Origin of the sequence: Arthrobacter endolithicus (assembly GCF_026627425.1) — a bacterium.
Lineage (GTDB): Bacteria > Actinomycetota > Actinomycetes > Actinomycetales > Micrococcaceae > Arthrobacter_M.
This window is the reverse complement of record NZ_JAPNLH010000009.1, coordinates 81585-96765: the sequence shown is the minus strand read 5'-3', so window position 1 is coordinate 96765 and position 15181 is coordinate 81585. Positions and strand designations below refer to the sequence as shown.

Sequence of the window (15181 nt, the reverse complement as noted above, 5' to 3'; positions counted from 1 at the left end):
CCTCGATGCGGCTAAAGGCAGCCGAGCTCGCGGGCAGCGGCCAGCACGTCTGCTGCGGATACGGCCAGCAGGGCAGGGTCAGGGATGGCCGAGAAAGTATCACCCCGACGAAGTTCCGCTTTGGTGAGGACTATGTGCGGACCCGGCGGCGGGCCCCATTCGGAAACCGGAGCAGGGCCAAAAATGACGATGGACCGGCGCCCATACGCCGATGCCAGGTGCGCTGCGCCGGTATCCGCTGACACAACGAGCTTGGCGCCTGCGATAGCGGCGGCGAATTCGTCCAGGCCGAGGGTGCCAGCGACCACCCGCTCGCGCGGCAGACGGGCCAGAGCCGCAACCCGCAGGGCCCGCGGACGCTCCCCCTCGCTGCCGGTAAACGCAACGACGTGTCCGGCGGACTCAAGTGCGCAGGCCACCGCCGCAAACCGCTCCTGGGGCCAGAGCCTGCTGCCGTAGGCGGCGCCCACATGGATCACGGCCGCGCCGGGTAACGGGTTCCGCACTTTGGGCGGTTGCAGACGGTAGTCCAGCGGGTCGGCTGGAATTCCGTGCCACTGCAGCAACTCCGCCCAGCGTTCGCGTTCATGTAGACCGTCCCGCCAGTGAGGTCCGTCCCAGCCCGGGCCGAGGTGCCCGATCCGCTGTTTTGGAGCCAGTTCGTCCAGGCGGCGCGTACTTTCGGGTCCGCTTCCGTGCAGATTGACGGCCACCTCGACACGGCCCGCGGACAGCGTCAGCGGGTCGTCGAGGCCCGGTGTCGCCAAGAGCGTGTCAACTCCGCCAACAAGTGCGAGTGCCGGGGCAAGCCAGGGCTGCGCGGCATAAATAAGCCGATGCCTAGGATATGCCCGTCGTAGGGCGTGCAGCGCCGGAACTGCCACCAACAAATCCCCCAATTTAAGTGCGCGAAGAGCGAGTACCTCGGGTCTGCCGTCAGAAGGAAGACTCTCCATGCCGCTCCTTTACTCACTCGTTCGGAGCAAAATCTGCAAAACGCCTACAGTCTTATGGCCACACTTTACTGCGCCGGACTTCATTCCGGCCGCAGCTCGTGCGCACGTACTTAGAGGTGCACATATTGACCGGGGCAGGTCTTAAAAAGGTGGACGGGGGAAAAGAATTCCTGCGGCCTTGGTTTGGCACAGCGTCCATTGGGGAACAGTCCTTATATGCCGAATATCGACGAGGGCGCGAAGGTCCCCACAGCCAGCACTTGGCCGTCGGCTGCCGCGGCTGGCGATCCGTTGACTGAAAGTCCCTCCGCAGTTTTCGACACGGCACTTTTTGACGCCATTTTCTTCGATCGTGACGGAACACTGGTACTGGATCAGCCCTACAACGCCGATCCGGAGCTGGTCATTCCGGTTCCCGGTGCGGTTGCTGCTGTCGCCGCGGCACGCCGGGCGGGTCTGCACACCGGCGTCCTCACTAACCAATCCGGAATCGCCCGTGGACTCCTCACTGCAGTGCAGGTGCGCGCCGTCAACCGCCGCGTGGACGATATATTTGGCCCCTTTGACGTGTGGAAAATCTGTCCACACGGGCCAGCCGCCGGTTGCCGCTGCCGAAAGCCAGCCCCCGGCATGATTTTGGATGCCTGCAGCACCTTGGGGATATCGCCATTTCGAACCGCATACATCGGGGACATCGGCTCGGATATGGGCGCCGCCCATGCCGCTGGAGCCACCGGGGTCCTCGTGCCCACAGCGGTGACTCGGCCCGAAGAGGTAGTGCAGGCCGCGTTGGTCGCCAAGGACCTCGCTGCAGCGCTCCAGCTTCTACTCGGGGCATCATCGGGAAGTACCCGATGACCCGGCGCGTTCTGGTTGCCCGTTTGGACAGCGCCGGCGACGTGCTGCTGGCCGGCCCCGCGGTGCGTGCCATCGCCGGTGGAGCGGGTGCCCGCCATGGCGCAGAGCCGACGGAGGTGATACTTCTCAACGGACCGCAGGGCGAAGCGGCGGGTTCACTGTTGCCGGGAGTTGCCGCTCAGTTCACCTGGGAGTGCCCTTGGATCAGCTCCCCCGCACCGGCAGCGAATACGGCACGGATGCAAAAGCTGGGCGACTTTATCCGCGGAGCAGCCCTGGACGAAGCCATCATTCTGACCTCTTTCCATCAATCGCCCCTGCCCCTGGCCTTGGCACTGCGTCTGGCTGGCGTCCCGTTCATCACGGCTGCCTCCACGGATTATGCCGGCTCATTGCTCGATGTCCGGCTCCGCCCGGGCGAGGACTTTCCTGAGGACCAGCCGGAGCCGGAACGGGCACTGACTATCGCCTGTGCTGCCGGTTACCAACTGGGTGCCGGCGATGATGGAAAGCTAAGGGTAAAGGATTCACCCGATGTCAGTGCCCTTGTTGGCGCCGCGCCCTATATAGCCATCCATCCCGGTGCCGCGGTGCCTTCGCGCCGGTGGCCGGCCTTGCACCACGCGGCCGTGGTGGAGTTACTGACCGGGAGCGGATATCGCGTCGTGGTGACCGGTTCCGCTGCCGAGGCTCATTTAACGGCAACGGTGGCAGGAGTTGCCGGGCTGGACTTGGGCGGCCAGACGGATCTGGCAACACTTGCCGGTGTAGTTTCCGGAGCTTGCGTGCTGATCACTGGTAATACCGGACCTGCGCATTTGGCAGCAGCGGTGGGCACGCCGGTAGTTTCGCTGTTCTCACCGGTGGTCCCCGCAGTCCGCTGGGCCCCATACGGTGTCCCGTTGGAACTCCTCGGCGATCAAACCGCACCCTGCCGGCTCAGCAGGGCGCGCGAATGCCCGGTGCCTGGCCACCCGTGTCTGTCGTCGGTTTCCCCCGATGACGTCGTCGACGCCGTTGAAAGACTGCTCAACGGAGTTTCTTCGCTGCGGACACGAAGGGAAGTGAGGCAACGGTGAAAGTTCTCTTGTGGCATGTGCACGGAGGTTGGACCGACGCGTTCGTGCAAGGCGCCCATGACTATCTGCTGCCGGCTACGTCCGAGGGGGCCCCATGGGGGTTGGGGCGCGGCGGCCGGAACTGGCCTGCCAATGTCCGGGACGTGGATCCGGGCAGCCTTCGACAGGCCGAGGTGGACGTCGTCGTTTTGCAGCGTCCCGAAGAAATCCCTGTGTGTGGGGAGCTTCTGGGCCGGCACCCCGGCAGGGATATTCCGGCCGTCTATCTGGAGCACAATACGCCCAAGGGCAATGTACCAGCGTCGCTGCATCCGCTGGCAGACCGTTCCGACATTCCCGTGGTGCATGTGACGCACTTCAATGATCTCTTCTGGGATACCGGCAACGCCGCAACTGTGGTGATTGAGCACGGCATCGTTGACCCCGGTTATCTCTATACCGGCGAGCGCCCCCACCTCGGCGTGGTGATCAACGAACCCGTGCGCAGGTGGCGTGTTACCGGAACGGATCTACTTCCTTCCTTTGCCGGCATCGCCCCACTGGAGGTCTTCGGCATGGGCACCGAAGCCCTGTCCGGGCCCCTCGGGCTTGGGCCGGCCGACCTGACGATCCGGGGCGACCTCCCGACAGCCCGGCTGCACCGGGAACTCAGCGGCTGCCGGGTGTATCTCCACCCGCTGCGCTGGACTTCACTGGGTCTTGCACTGCTGGAAGCGATGCATCTGGGCATGCCGGTGCTGGCGCTGGCCAGCACCGAGGCGGCCCGGGCAGTCCCGCCCGAAGCCGGCGCCGTGTCCACCAATGTTCATGATCTTCATCGAGCCGCCTCGACGTTGATCCTCGACACGGAAGAAGCGCGCCGCCGCGGCAGGATTGCCAGGGAGGCAGCCTTGGACCGTTACAGCCTGGCAGGGTTCCTCGCTGCCTGGGACCGGGTGCTGGGCGACGTCACCACACGGGGCCCGGGACGCCGCCGCGCCCCTACCGGCACTGTGGCAGAGGCACCCGGGCCATCCACGGCCGGAATAACTGAGGCCATAATCGCTCCGGCAGGGCTCGCTTCGGCAAAACAGGCCTCGCCAGGACTCGCTTCGCCAGGTGAAAGGACCACGTTGTGAAAATAGCCATGGTTTCCGAACATGCAAGTCCACTGGCCGCCTTGGGCGGTGTGGACGCCGGCGGACAGAACGTCCATGTGGCCGCGTTATCCATAGCCCTGGCCGAACGCGGGCACCGAGTCACCGTCTATACCCGTCGGGACAATCCGGACCTGGCCCATCGCGTGCATGTGCGCCAAGGGTTGGACGTGGTCCATCTCGACGCCGGCCCGGCGGATCATCTTCCCAAGGATGGCCTGCTGCCGTTTATGGGGGCACTGGCTGATGGCATCGTCGAGGATTGGGGAAATTATCCGCCCGGCGTGGTGCATGCGCACTTCTGGATGTCCGGCGTCGCGGCGCTGGACGCGGCCAGGCGCTATTCGGGCGGCGGATACCCGGTCCCGGTGGTTCAGACTTTCCACGCCTTAGGTACCGTCAAACGGCGCCATCAGGGTGTGCAGGACACCAGCCCGGTCGAGCGGCAGTGGCTGGAGGCCTCGGTGGGACGGGCAGTCGACCGGGTCATAGCAACCTGTTCTGACGAACTCTTCGAACTCAAGGCGATGGGCGTCTCCGGTTCAAAGGTCTCGATTGCACCCTGCGGGGTGGATCTGGACCTATTCCGCGCCGAAGGGCCGGCGGACGAAAGGACACGGCGGCACCGGATCGTCAGTGTGGGGAGGCTGGTTCCCCGTAAGGGCGTGGATCTGGTTATTCGCTCGCTTCCCCTGCTCCGGGCCGCAGGGTTCGACGACGTCGAGCTCATTGTCGTCGGCGGGGCCGGTGCCTCGGATGCCCTGGATTCCGATCTGGAGGCCCGACGGCTGCTGGCCTTAGCCGCCGAACTTGGCGTAGCCGATCGGGTGAGCTTGCGGGGACAGGTCCCCCGGGAAAACATGCCGGCGCTGCTGCGTAGTGCCGATGCCATCGTCTGCGCGCCATGGTACGAACCGTTCGGCATTGTCCCGCTGGAGGCCATGGCCTGTGGCGTTCCGGTGGTCGCCGCCGCCGTCGGCGGTCTCATCGACACCGTGGTGGATCGTTCCACCGGACTGCACGTCCCGCCGATGGATCCGGACGCCATCGCCGCCGCTGTAGGGGAACTTCTCCGGGATCCGCAGCTGCGGATACGGCTGGGGCGGGCCGGCCAGCTACGGGTACGGTCACGATACTCCTGGGACCGTATTGCGGCCGAGACGGAAAAGTTCTATCAAACGACGCTCAACTCCATGCTTGCCCGTGGCGACTCACCGTCGGCAGGCCTGGCCGGGGAATACCTGACCCCGGACTATTTACCCCAGAGATATTTACCCCAAGGGTATTTACAAAGAATGGAAGGTACGGCGCTATGAGCCCGGAACCCCTGGCTGCCCAACGGTCTCGGCTCACGGCAGCTGTTGAGCCAAGATCCTTCCTTCCTGCCGACGTTGTGGCGGATGCGCCGGTACATGCCGCTCTGACCACCGTCCTGCAGCACTTGGACAGCGTCGCGCCGGCACTGGAGTCGCTGCGGAAGGAGGCTCGGCACCTATCCCACTGGGGAACCGAATTGGCCCGGCAGCTCATGAGTGGGCAGCGGCTACTGACCGCTGGCAACGGTGGGTCCGCGGCCGAGGCACAGCACTTGAGCGCAGAACTAGTAGGCCGGTTCGATGCCGAGCGTGAACCCTTTTCGGCGATCGCCCTGCACGCGGAATCTTCCGCCTTGACTGCCATCGGCAATGACTATGGATATGACCAGGTCTTTGCCCGGCAGGTCCGGGCGCATGGGAGGAGCGGTGATGTGCTGATTTTGATCTCCACCAGCGGTCGGAGCCCGAATCTGCTGGAAGCGGTGCAAGCGGCCCGAGCAATAGGAGTGACCAGCTGGGCCCTGACCGGACGCGGTCCGAATCCGCTGACCCGCAGCTGTGACGATTCCATTGCGGTTGATGCCCTCCCCGCGAATGCCCAGGAGGGGCATCTGATCGCCCTGCACGCGCTATGCCGTGCCTTCGACTGCGAAGTCCTCCGTGCCCGGTCGGTTCCCTCAATCGTTTCGATGGCAGCGCAGCCTTTGTCCTCGACGATGCCAGTGCCGGACGACGCAAGGAAAATCCGATGAACATCGTAGTACTGGGAGACGTCTTGCTCGACGTCGACATGAACGGCCCGGCCACCAGGTTGTGTCCAGATGCTCCCGTTCCGGTGGTCGATGTAGAGCAGGTAGGGCGCAGGCCCGGCGGTGCCGGTTTGGTCGCGGCCATCCTCGTCCGGGACGGCCACCGGGTCACTCTTGTGACCGTGCTCTCCGATGACCGGGCGGCGGAGGAACTGCGCGGGGCGCTCGGAACGCTCACCGGACTGGATGTCGTTGCCGGCCCATCCCGCGTCGCGACGCCGGTCAAAACCCGTGTCCGTGCACAGGGCCAGCCCGTTGTCAGATTCGATGAAGGCTGCGGCAGCGCGACCGTCCCCGAGGTGACGGAGTCGATGCTGGCAGCTGTCGATGCCGCGGACATCCTGCTGGTGTCCGATTACGGAAGGGGCCTGACCGCTAACGCGTCCCTCCGTGAGCTGATACGTCGCCGGGCCCGCGAAATTCCGGTGGTTTGGGATCCGCATCCGTCCGGTGCCGATCCCGTACCAGGTGTCGCGGTTGTCACCCCGAACCTTGCGGAGGCCGGAAAGGCCGCGGCCGCTGCTGCCGGACCAGCCGACCGTGCCGCGGCCGGATCCCTCGCAGTCGGATCTCTCGTGGCCGCCGCCAGGGCCGGGTCCGCACTGCTGGCCCAGTGGCAAAGCAGGTCCGTGCTGGTCACCCTTGGTGCCGAGGGTGCCTTGCTGCTGACCGGTGATGGCGCCGTCGGGCACCTTGTGCCGGCACCCAACATCGCCGTCACGGATCCCTGCGGGGCGGGCGACCGGTTCGCTGCCAGTTTGGCAGTACAGCTGGGAAACGGGACGGACCTGGCGGCGGCGGCACAGATCGCCGTGCGTGAGGCAGCCGCCTTCCTGGCTTGCGGTGGCGTGCAAACACTTGAACAGCAGGCTCCGCCGGTGCAGATACATTCGGACGGCGTCGATGCACTTCGGGTGGTCCAAGAAACCCGCGATAAGGGAGGAACCGTGGTGGCGACCGGAGGTTGCTTTGACCTCCTGCATGCGGGCCACTCGCGCAGCCTTACGGCCGCCCGGGGACTGGGCGATTGCCTGATCGTCTGCCTGAATTCCGATGCCTCGGTCCGGCGGCTCAAAGGGAACCAACGCCCAATCGTAGGTCAGCGCGATCGCGCGGAACTGCTGCTTTCGCTCGAATGTGTCGACGCGGTACTCGTCTTCGACGAGGATTCCCCGGTTGTCGCTCTGGACCGCTTGCGCCCGGATCTTTGGGTCAAGGGTGCCGACTACGACACCGAAGAACTGCCGGAAGCCGACCTGGTCCGCTCCTGGGGCGGCCAAACCGTCACCGTCCCTTTCTATCCAGACCATTCCACCAGCAAACTCGCGGCTGCGCTTTCCGCAACCGGGTAACGCCTTCTCAGGAACTAAGTACACAGACCAAAAGTGAGGAATCAGATGAACGCAAAGACAATTAGTCTCGCCAACGGCGGGCGGATAGTGGTGACCGGCGGCGCGTCGGGACTCGGTGCCGCCGTCGTCAGCGCTGTACTGGAAGCCGGAGGGACGCCGGTGGTACTGGACCGGGATATTTCACAGGTGAGCGGAGTCAAAGCCTTCGAGGTGGACGTTTCGGACAGGGCCGCGGTCACTGTGGCAGTTGAAGAGGCCGCCAAGACCCTTGGTGGTCTTGACGCCGTCGTCACGGCAGCCGGAACGGACCGTTGCGGTAGGCTCGACGACGTTCCGGCGGACGAGTGGGAAAAGGTGATCGGCGTCAATCTGCTCGGTACGGTCTCCGTGGTACGCGCAGCGATGCCCTTTCTGCTGGCCTCTCACGGCCGGGTGATCACCATCGCTTCCACCCTGGCCAAGCGCGGCGTTTCCGACGCGACGGCCTACTGTGCCTCAAAGTTCGGCGTGCTCGGATTCAGCCAGGCGTTAGCAGCGGAAACCGGCGGCCGGATGGGCGTGACCACCATCATTCCGGGCGGCATGAACACGCACTTCTTTGACGATCGGGATGAGCAATATAAGCCGCAGGATGACTCGCGGCTCAATGATCCGGCGAGGGTGGCACAAGCGATCCTCTTTGCGCTGTCCCAGCCCGTCGGTTGCGAGATACGGGAGATGCTCATTTGTCACGAAGAAGAAGGCTCATGGCCGTGAGGTCCTGCACATCCGCGTAAACTTCCTCGGGCCTAACCTGGGCAACAAGGGACTCGTCGTGTACGCAGCGCTGCGCCGTCCAGCCCACCTGTGTTAAGTCCACGCCGCATACGCTGCAGTTCGTCACCCAGGATAGATGAAGCCGGTGCAGGGTCCGCCCAAGCGGGCCTGCACTCAGGGCGTTGCCGACCCAATAAATCCCTACCGTCGGCGTCCCCACGGCCTGCGCAAGGTGCCGTGGCCCGCTGTCGTTGCCGACCATGACATCGCTGGCGGCCAGAAGGGCGGTCAGCTCACCGAGAGAGAGCCGACCGGCCATGGAGCTGACCGCGCCATCGCCCGAGTCCGCCAGGGCGACGATGTCCTCCGCCAGTGCTTTATCGGCCGCATCCCCGACGATCAGCACTCGGCTGCCGTCCGCAGCTGCGGACGCGGCCACCTGGGCGAACGATTCCGCCGGCCAGCGACGCCGCGGATCCGTCGCCCCCGGGTGAATAGCCACCAGTGCGCGCCAGCTCGTTTCATTCGCGCCCAGCAGCTCTCCGACGGCGTTCCGGATCTCCTCCCGGGGGCGCAGCCTGGCCTCCAGGTCCACGGGAACGGCACCGGCAAGCCCGGCGACTTCCAGTGCCCGCAGAGGCTCGTGTTGATAATAAACATAAGGAATTGTCCGGTCCAGCCGGGCTGCGTCCGGGGTCCGCATCCCGACGGTGTGCCGGGCACCGAGGCGCAGGAGAAATGGGTTGGAATAGCGCCCACCGCCATGCAGCTGGACGGCCAGGTCAAAGTTCTCTGCCCGCATTCGAGCGAAAAAGCCCGTCTGCGCCGCCGGATCTTCCGGTCCCGGACGCACTCCCTGGGCGAAGGGCACCACATGAACCCGATGCACCGGGCTGTGTGTCTGGGCCAGCAGCGCCGCGTGCACCGGCGTACCAAGCAGCACCACCTCGGCCTTTGGATAGCAGACAGCCAGCGACTGCAGCGCCGGGAGCGCGAACATCAAATCCCCCAGCCCGCCGCCCCGCAGGACCGCGATTTTGCGGACGTCCGGAAACCGCTCCAGCAGTGGACCGATACCAATTCCCCGGATCGCTCCGGCAGCAAAATCTGCCATCGGCTCGTGAATCATCTACTCTCCCGCCATCGATTCTTCCGCTTACCTTAGGCCGTTGCCCCGACTTCCCGCCACCGGAAAACACTTCGGCAGCACGTGTCTAAAGTGTTGACGGAGCGGGTACGAAGTCCACAGAACCCTTGGCCGCGAAAACAGTGTTGACCGGAGCGAATCGTGAGGATGCCATGACATCGTTGATCGAACCCGCCATTTCGGCCGCAGCGCGTGGCCTGACTGTTTACGACCCACGGTCCGGGTCCCTCGTCGGAACGCTCGCGGCGGACACCCGCGAGGACATGGCGTTGGCGTTCTCCGCCGCCAGGACGGCCCTGCCCGGCTGGGCTGGCACTGACCCCCAGCAGCGCGGCGCGTTGTTGGTGGCGGCTGCCCGTGCTTTGGCGGATGGCGCAGCGGAGTTGGCGGAAATGAACAGTCGGGAAACTGGCCGTCCCGTTGACGAAGCGCTCGCCGGTATTGCGGCTGCGGTGTCAACGCTTGAGCAATACGCCCAGTTGGGTCCGGTACACCGCGGACACAGTCTGCGCGGCAGCGCCTTAGCGGCCGACTACACCGTCGCCGAGCCGCGCGGCGTCGCCGTGCTGCTGACCCCTTGGAATGATCCGGTGGCCGTCGCTGCGGGGTTGATCGGTGCAGCCTTGGTCACGGGCAACACCGTGATCCATAAGCCGAGCGAACGCTGCCCGCATCTGGGTCTGCTGCTCGGCGAACTGCTCAGCGACGTGTTTGAGCCCGGCGTACTACTGACCGTAACCGGGGGGCCGGAAGTAGGGGCCATGCTGACCAGCGCCGACGCTGATGTTGTGGCCCACGTTGGCTCCACCGCGTCGGGGCTGCGGATAGCCAGGGCAGCGGTGCTGACCGGGGCGCACGTCGTCCGCGAAAACGGTGGCAATGATCCCCTTCTGGTGGATGCCGATGTCGACCCCGGATGGGCCGCGGAGCAAGCAGCGGTTGGAGCCTTCAGCAACAGCGGGCAAATCTGCACTGCGGTGGAACGGATATACGTTCACCAGGACATTGCCGATCGCTTCTGCTCCGCTTTGACCCAAGAGGCACGCCGGCGCAATACGGAGCAGCCGCTGGCTCCGCTGGTGGATACCCGGCTGCGGGACGTGGTCCATGCACAAGTCACCCAGGCAATTGCGCTCGGTGCACACGCTACGTCTGGCGGGATCGTTCCGTCCGGTCCGGGAGCCTACTACCCGGCCACCGTACTGCTCGACTGCACCGAACAGATGGAGATCATGACCGAGGAAACGTTTGGGCCAGTGGCACCGGTGCAAGTGGTCGCCGATTTCGAGGAAGGTCTTCGGCTCGCTTCGGCCGGACGCTACGGCCTGGCTGCCACCGTCCTGACCACCAGCATCGAGCACGCCCACCGGGCAGCGGCTGTCCTGCCGGTTGGGACGGTTAAAGTCAATGCCGTCTTCGGCGGCGCACCCGGAGGTTCCGCCCAGCCACGGGGGGCCAGCGGCGACGGCTTCGGGTACGGGCCGGAGTTGTTGGACGAATTCACCCGCGTCAAGGTGGTCCATGTCAGCATTGCGCGGGTGGGAACTCCCCGGCGTGCTCCGGGCCAGGAGCCGTAGTGAAGCCCTTGCGGGATCAGCGGGGGCTCACCGAATCGGTCCCCCGCCAGCTGGCTGAGCTGGGTCCAAGCGTCACCGTGATCGGCGATGTCATCCTGGACGGCTGGTGGAACGGCACCGTTGAAAGGCTATGCCGCGAGGCCCCGGCACCGGTGGTACAAATTCAGCACCGCCAGTTCGCTCCGGGCGGCGCCGCTAACACCGCCATGAACCTTGCAGCGCTCGGTGCCAAAGTGCGGCTGGTGGGCCTGGTCGGTAAGGACCAGGCGGGAGACACGCTCACGGCGCTGCTGCGGGATGCGGGCGTGGACGTCTCGGGGCTGTTGCCCTATCCGGGTCTCGTCACCACAACCAAGTACCGCGTGGTCAGCGCCGGACAGGTGATGCTGCGCCTGGATGAGCCGCTCAGAAGTCCCGATCCGGAGGCCCTGGACCTGCTGGCCCAGCAGCTCCCCGAACTCCTGGCCGGGGCCGACGCCGCAGTGATCTGCGACTACGGCCTCGGAGCACTCACCGGGGCCGTGGCTGGGGCCGTGTTCACCCAGCTGGCGAAACCGGCAGAACCGGCCGAATCCGCACGGCCGCTGGTGCTTGTGGACGCACACGATCCTCGTCTCTGGGCCGGGCTGGAGCCGGATCTCATCACACCGAATGCCGCCGAAGCCGCCCGGGTGATCGGCCATTCAATGACAGCCGGCCATGCCAGGGTGGACCTTTTCGTCGGGCATCAACAGCAACTGCTTACCGTAACCGGCACTAACGCGGCCGTCGTCACCCTTGATCGGGAAGGTACTGTGCTGCTCACCCGGGACGGACCCTTCCACCGCACGTGGGCCCGGCCCGCCGCCGAAAAACAGGCCTCCGGAGCGGGCGATACCTTCGTCGCGGCGCTGACCCTTGCGCGGGCTGCCGGACTGCCGATGAGCACCTGCGTCGACCTGGCGCAGGCCGCTGCCGACGTCGTCGTGCTACGGCAAGGAACGTCGGTCTGCAGCACCGATGACCTGACACAGCATCTGGCCGGGTTCGCGGACACTGCGCTGGAGGCAGTTGAACTGGCGGCCAGGATCACCGCCGAGCGGGCCCAGGGGCGCCGGATCGTGCTGACCAACGGATGCTTCGATGTGCTGCACCGCGGACACACCCGTTACCTCAACCAGGCCAAGCAGCTCGGAGATATCCTCATCGTCGCGCTGAACAGCGATGACTCCGTGCGACGCCTCAAAGGTGCGGACCGGCCGATCAACGCCGTGGGCGACAGGGCCGCCGTCATCGCAGCGCTGAGCTGCGTGGACTACGTCACCGTCTTTGACTCGCCGACGCCGATCCCCCTCCTCGCTGCCCTGCAGCCGGATATCTATGCGAAAGGCGGCGATTACACCCCTGACATGCTGGAGGAAACAGCAACTGTCCAGGCGTATGGCGGCCAAGTACGCATTCTGGACTACGTTCCAGAACAGTCGACGACGGCCGTGCTCCAGCGGATCCGGGACGCACTCCACCCCGCGGAGCCACCAGCCCAGACCACAGAGAACCAGACGCCGGCGGAACCCGCTGCCCGATGAACCCGCTGAGCGACCCATCGCGTCTGCGCCCCGGATGTTGTTTTGCGTGAATGCCGACCCGTACAGCTGTTAGTGGTTAAGGCCGTTAATCGATAGTGAAGATGGCTACCAAAAAATCAGCCGACGGCGTCCACGGTTTCAGATCCCAGGTGGCAAACCGGCTCTGACAGGAAAGCCCAGCTTCCTGCGCATCGGCGAAAAAATCGTCGAAAGCATACCCCCGCCCCGCGCCAAACCCCGTCACGACCCTACCCCCGGGCGCGAGATGCCTGGCGAAGTTGCGGAGCACTGCCGGTGCCGTTCCTGGAGCAAGGAAGGTCAGGACGTTTCCCGCGCAGACGATGACATCGAACGGTTCAGCACTACCGGTTGCGGGCAGCTCCAGGTCGGCCAGATCCCCCACCAGCCAGGGAACATCAGGGAAGTCCTTGCGTGCGGCGGCAATCAGCTCGGTATCGGCATCAATACCCAGCGCCAGGTGCCCCCGCCGGCTCAGTTCCCCGCCTACCCGCCCGGGGCCGCAGCCGGCATCCAAAATCCGGCTTCCCCGCGGCGCAATGGCGTCTATCAGTCTCGCCTCACCGTTCAGATCGGCACCGTCAGCCCGCATTTGCTCGAACCGCTGGATGTACCAGGCGGAGTGCCCGGGATTTGTGCGCTTTTGCGCCTGCCATAACGATTCCTGATGCATAGGGAAAGCCTATGCCCTGCGCCATCGGGAGGAGGCGTCGCGCAGGAATCGCCGTGTCAACGAATGCGCAATACCAGCCACTGGTCTTTTGCGCTGTGGCCTCGGACATTCCAGCCGCGGGTGATGAGCGCCGGCGGCCTTCAGCGTTGGGTTGCCTTGGTTCCGCCGTCATCGATGCCGCAGCCTCCTGCCGCTGCCACGCATCCAACCCCCAACCCCGCAGCGATCCGGCAGGAGCACAGCGGCCTGCAGCCCCACCGTCGTCGGCTGTGCACTCTACCCATCCGGTGTCCCCGCTGCTCTTGTAAAACCGTCCACAACCCAACAGACCTGTCTCGTTCAGTGACAGGTCCAAATCCAAGCCGCAATGGAGCTGCCGGGGGTTCAGCCTTCCTCAGCAAACCGTCGCTCTGCCACAGGCGGCACACTACTATGGTTGCTGATGCCCAGCGCGGAAATGATGCCGCCGACGGCGAAAAGCACCGATGTGACAGTCAGCACGCGATGGAAACCGCCGACGTCGAGCGTGCCGTTGATGATGACTCCTGCAAAGGCGACGGCAACCAGCCCGGCCACTCGGGAGACCGCGTTATTGACCGCCGAGCCGATGCCGCTCTGTCCGGGCGGCACCGCGCCCAGAATGGCCGCTGTCAGCGGGGCAACCGTGATGGCCAGTCCCAGTCCGAAAAGGATCAGACCAGGCAGCACCTGTGACCAGAAACTGAACGGCAGGTGCGCGGTGAGCATCAGCAGGTATCCGGACCCGGCCACCAGCGGCCCTGCGGTCATGAACAAGCGGGGTCCGTGTTTGCCTGCCAGGCCACCGAAGACCCCTGCGAGCAGCAGGGACAGCAGCGCCACCGGGATCATGGCCAGCCCCGTCCAAAAAGCGGAGAGCCCCGCAACTTCCTGCAGAAAGAGCACCACCACCAGCTGGCCCAGCGACACGCCGGCGTAGATGAATGCTGTGGCCAGGTTCCCGATACCGAAGTTCCGGGTCCCAAACAGCCCCAGCGGCATCATTGGCTGCGGTGTCCGATGTTCCCACCACAGGAAACCACCGAAGCAGAATACGCCGAGGATGAACGGGACGAGGACGGTCGGGTTGAGCCAACCCAGCTGGAGTTGTTCGATGAGTGCAAAGACCGGGCCGCCAAGGCCTGCTGCGGCCAGTAGCGCGCCAACAAAGTCGATCCGGGGCCGCCGCCCCACCGGGCCCGCGCTTTTGATGCGCTGCAGGAGCACAAGCGTGGCCCCGATGGGAATGACGTTGATAGCAAAGATCAGCCGCCAGCTCACCGAATCTACCAGCAGGCCGCCCACCAACGGGCCCGCGATGAACGCCGTGCCGGTCCACCCGGTCCAGGTTCCGATCGCCCGGGCCCGTTCCGCTCCGCTGAAGGTTTCGGTGATCATGGCAAGGGAACTGGGAACCAGCATGGCGGCGCCGGCTCCCTGCACAGCACGGGAAGCGACCAGCAGCTCACCTCCCGGGGCGAGTGCGCACCCCACAGATGCGATCCCGAATAAGATCAGTCCCGACCGGAGGATCCGGGCCCGGCCGAAAGCGTCGGAGACGGCGCCGGCAATCAGAATCAGCGCACCCAGCGAGAGCAGATAGGCGTCAACCACCCACTGCTGCAGCACGAGGCCGCCGCCCAGATCGGCCGTGATGGCCGGCAGTGCAACAGTCACAATGGCGCCGTCGAGGAATGCCACGAAAGAGGCGAGGATGGCAACCACCAGCACCGTCCGCTCCACCGGGACTGGCGGGATGGTCTCCCGTGCGGGCTGCCGGGCGGGAGATGCCACTGCATGCCCGGGCCAACGAATCATCACAACGGTCCTTTCGGCGTTTCTTTCCATTAGCCAAAGGTGCGGGCCCGCTGTCAACGGTTGACGCGCGGAGGAATGAAGACAATGCTGATTTCAGGCACAG

General features: G+C 65.2%; 13 protein-coding genes. 9 read left to right on the top strand and 4 right to left on the bottom strand.

The features are described from left to right. Nucleotides 1-11: 11 nt before the first annotated feature. A complete protein-coding gene (locus tag OS914_RS09925) occupies nucleotides 12-956 on the bottom strand; it encodes a glycosyltransferase family 9 protein (protein WP_267545903.1) in 945 nt (314 codons plus the stop codon). Between the two features lie 216 nt (nucleotides 957-1172). On the opposite strand from OS914_RS09925, the gene OS914_RS09920 reads away from it, so the two are divergent. Genes OS914_RS09920 through OS914_RS09890 form a run of 7 tightly spaced genes read left to right on the top strand, consistent with a single transcriptional unit; the run spans nucleotide 1173 to nucleotide 8262 of the window. After that, nucleotides 1173-1814: an HAD-IIIA family hydrolase gene (locus tag OS914_RS09920; protein ID WP_267545902.1), complete on the top strand. Its 642-nt coding sequence runs from the start codon at nucleotides 1173-1175 to the stop codon at nucleotides 1812-1814. Continuing rightward, nucleotides 1811-2893, top strand: a complete 1083-nt coding sequence (locus tag OS914_RS09915) for a glycosyltransferase family 9 protein (RefSeq protein ID WP_267545901.1) — start codon at nucleotides 1811-1813, stop codon at nucleotides 2891-2893. Before OS914_RS09920 ends, OS914_RS09915 begins: the two co-directional genes overlap by 4 nt. Further along, nucleotides 2890-4011: a glycosyltransferase gene (locus tag OS914_RS09910; protein WP_267545900.1), complete on the top strand. Its 1122-nt coding sequence runs from the start codon at nucleotides 2890-2892 to the stop codon at nucleotides 4009-4011. The genes OS914_RS09915 and OS914_RS09910 overlap by 4 nt, the downstream gene beginning before the upstream one ends. Then, a complete protein-coding gene (locus OS914_RS09905; protein WP_267545899.1) occupies nucleotides 4008-5345 on the top strand; it encodes a glycosyltransferase in 1338 nt (445 codons plus the stop codon). Before OS914_RS09910 ends, OS914_RS09905 begins: the two co-directional genes overlap by 4 nt. Continuing rightward, on the top strand, nucleotides 5342-6097 hold the full coding sequence (locus OS914_RS09900) for a D-sedoheptulose-7-phosphate isomerase (protein WP_267545898.1): 756 nt from the start codon (nucleotides 5342-5344) through the stop codon (nucleotides 6095-6097). The genes OS914_RS09905 and OS914_RS09900 overlap by 4 nt, the downstream gene beginning before the upstream one ends. Next, nucleotides 6094-7506: a PfkB family carbohydrate kinase gene (locus tag OS914_RS09895; protein ID WP_267545897.1), complete on the top strand. Its 1413-nt coding sequence runs from the start codon at nucleotides 6094-6096 to the stop codon at nucleotides 7504-7506. The genes OS914_RS09900 and OS914_RS09895 overlap by 4 nt, the downstream gene beginning before the upstream one ends. 45 nt (nucleotides 7507-7551) lie before the next feature. Beyond that, nucleotides 7552-8262, top strand: coding sequence for an SDR family oxidoreductase (locus tag OS914_RS09890; RefSeq protein WP_267545896.1), 711 nt, complete (start codon nucleotides 7552-7554; stop codon nucleotides 8260-8262). Here OS914_RS09890 and OS914_RS09885 read toward each other — a convergent pair. Continuing rightward, complete coding sequence (locus OS914_RS09885) at nucleotides 8228-9391, bottom strand: glycosyltransferase family 9 protein (RefSeq protein ID WP_267545895.1); 1164 nt, start codon at nucleotides 9389-9391, stop codon at nucleotides 8228-8230. The genes OS914_RS09890 and OS914_RS09885 overlap by 35 nt on opposite strands. A 170-nt stretch (nucleotides 9392-9561) precedes the next feature. Between OS914_RS09885 and OS914_RS09880 the strand changes: the two genes are divergently transcribed. Together OS914_RS09880 and rfaE2 are read left to right on the top strand one after the other, a co-directional pair. Then, the gene (locus tag OS914_RS09880) at nucleotides 9562-10986 is read left to right on the top strand and encodes an aldehyde dehydrogenase family protein (protein ID WP_267545894.1); all 1425 of its coding nucleotides are present in this window, start codon (nucleotides 9562-9564) and stop codon (nucleotides 10984-10986) included. Further along, the gene (gene rfaE2 / locus OS914_RS09875) at nucleotides 10986-12551 is read left to right on the top strand and encodes a D-glycero-beta-D-manno-heptose 1-phosphate adenylyltransferase (RefSeq protein WP_267545893.1); all 1566 of its coding nucleotides are present in this window, start codon (nucleotides 10986-10988) and stop codon (nucleotides 12549-12551) included. The genes OS914_RS09880 and rfaE2 overlap by 1 nt, the downstream gene beginning before the upstream one ends. A gap of 85 nt (nucleotides 12552-12636) precedes the next feature. On the opposite strand, the gene OS914_RS09870 is transcribed toward rfaE2, so the two are convergent. Together OS914_RS09870 and OS914_RS09865 are read right to left on the bottom strand one after the other, a co-directional pair. Beyond that, nucleotides 12637-13242 (bottom strand): class I SAM-dependent methyltransferase, encoded by a 606-nt coding sequence (locus OS914_RS09870; protein WP_267545892.1) that lies wholly within the window; start codon nucleotides 13240-13242, stop codon nucleotides 12637-12639. Nucleotides 13243-13626: 384 nt separating this feature from the next. Beyond that, the gene (locus OS914_RS09865) at nucleotides 13627-15078 is read right to left on the bottom strand and encodes an MFS transporter (protein ID WP_267545891.1); all 1452 of its coding nucleotides are present in this window, start codon (nucleotides 15076-15078) and stop codon (nucleotides 13627-13629) included. Between the last annotated feature and the right edge of the window lie 103 nt (nucleotides 15079-15181).

What these genes read in the sequence shown, in the direction of transcription:
- OS914_RS09925 (WP_267545903.1), bottom strand. Translation starts at nt 956, where the DNA reads ATGGAGAGTCTTCCTTCTGACGGCAGACCCGAGGTACTCGCTCTTCGC.
- OS914_RS09920 (WP_267545902.1), top strand. Translation starts at nt 1,173, where the DNA reads ATGCCGAATATCGACGAGGGCGCGAAGGTCCCCACAGCCAGCACTTGG.
- OS914_RS09915 (WP_267545901.1), top strand. Translation starts at nt 1,811, where the DNA reads ATGACCCGGCGCGTTCTGGTTGCCCGTTTGGACAGCGCCGGCGACGTG.
- OS914_RS09900 (WP_267545898.1), top strand. Translation starts at nt 5,342, where the DNA reads ATGAGCCCGGAACCCCTGGCTGCCCAACGGTCTCGGCTCACGGCAGCT.
- OS914_RS09895 (WP_267545897.1), top strand. Translation starts at nt 6,094, where the DNA reads ATGAACATCGTAGTACTGGGAGACGTCTTGCTCGACGTCGACATGAAC.
- OS914_RS09890 (WP_267545896.1), top strand. Translation starts at nt 7,552, where the DNA reads ATGAACGCAAAGACAATTAGTCTCGCCAACGGCGGGCGGATAGTGGTG.
- OS914_RS09885 (WP_267545895.1), bottom strand. Translation starts at nt 9,391, where the DNA reads ATGATTCACGAGCCGATGGCAGATTTTGCTGCCGGAGCGATCCGGGGA.
- OS914_RS09880 (WP_267545894.1), top strand. Translation starts at nt 9,562, where the DNA reads ATGACATCGTTGATCGAACCCGCCATTTCGGCCGCAGCGCGTGGCCTG.
- OS914_RS09870 (WP_267545892.1), bottom strand. Translation starts at nt 13,242, where the DNA reads ATGCATCAGGAATCGTTATGGCAGGCGCAAAAGCGCACAAATCCCGGG.
- OS914_RS09865 (WP_267545891.1), bottom strand. Translation starts at nt 15,078, where the DNA reads ATGATTCGTTGGCCCGGGCATGCAGTGGCATCTCCCGCCCGGCAGCCC.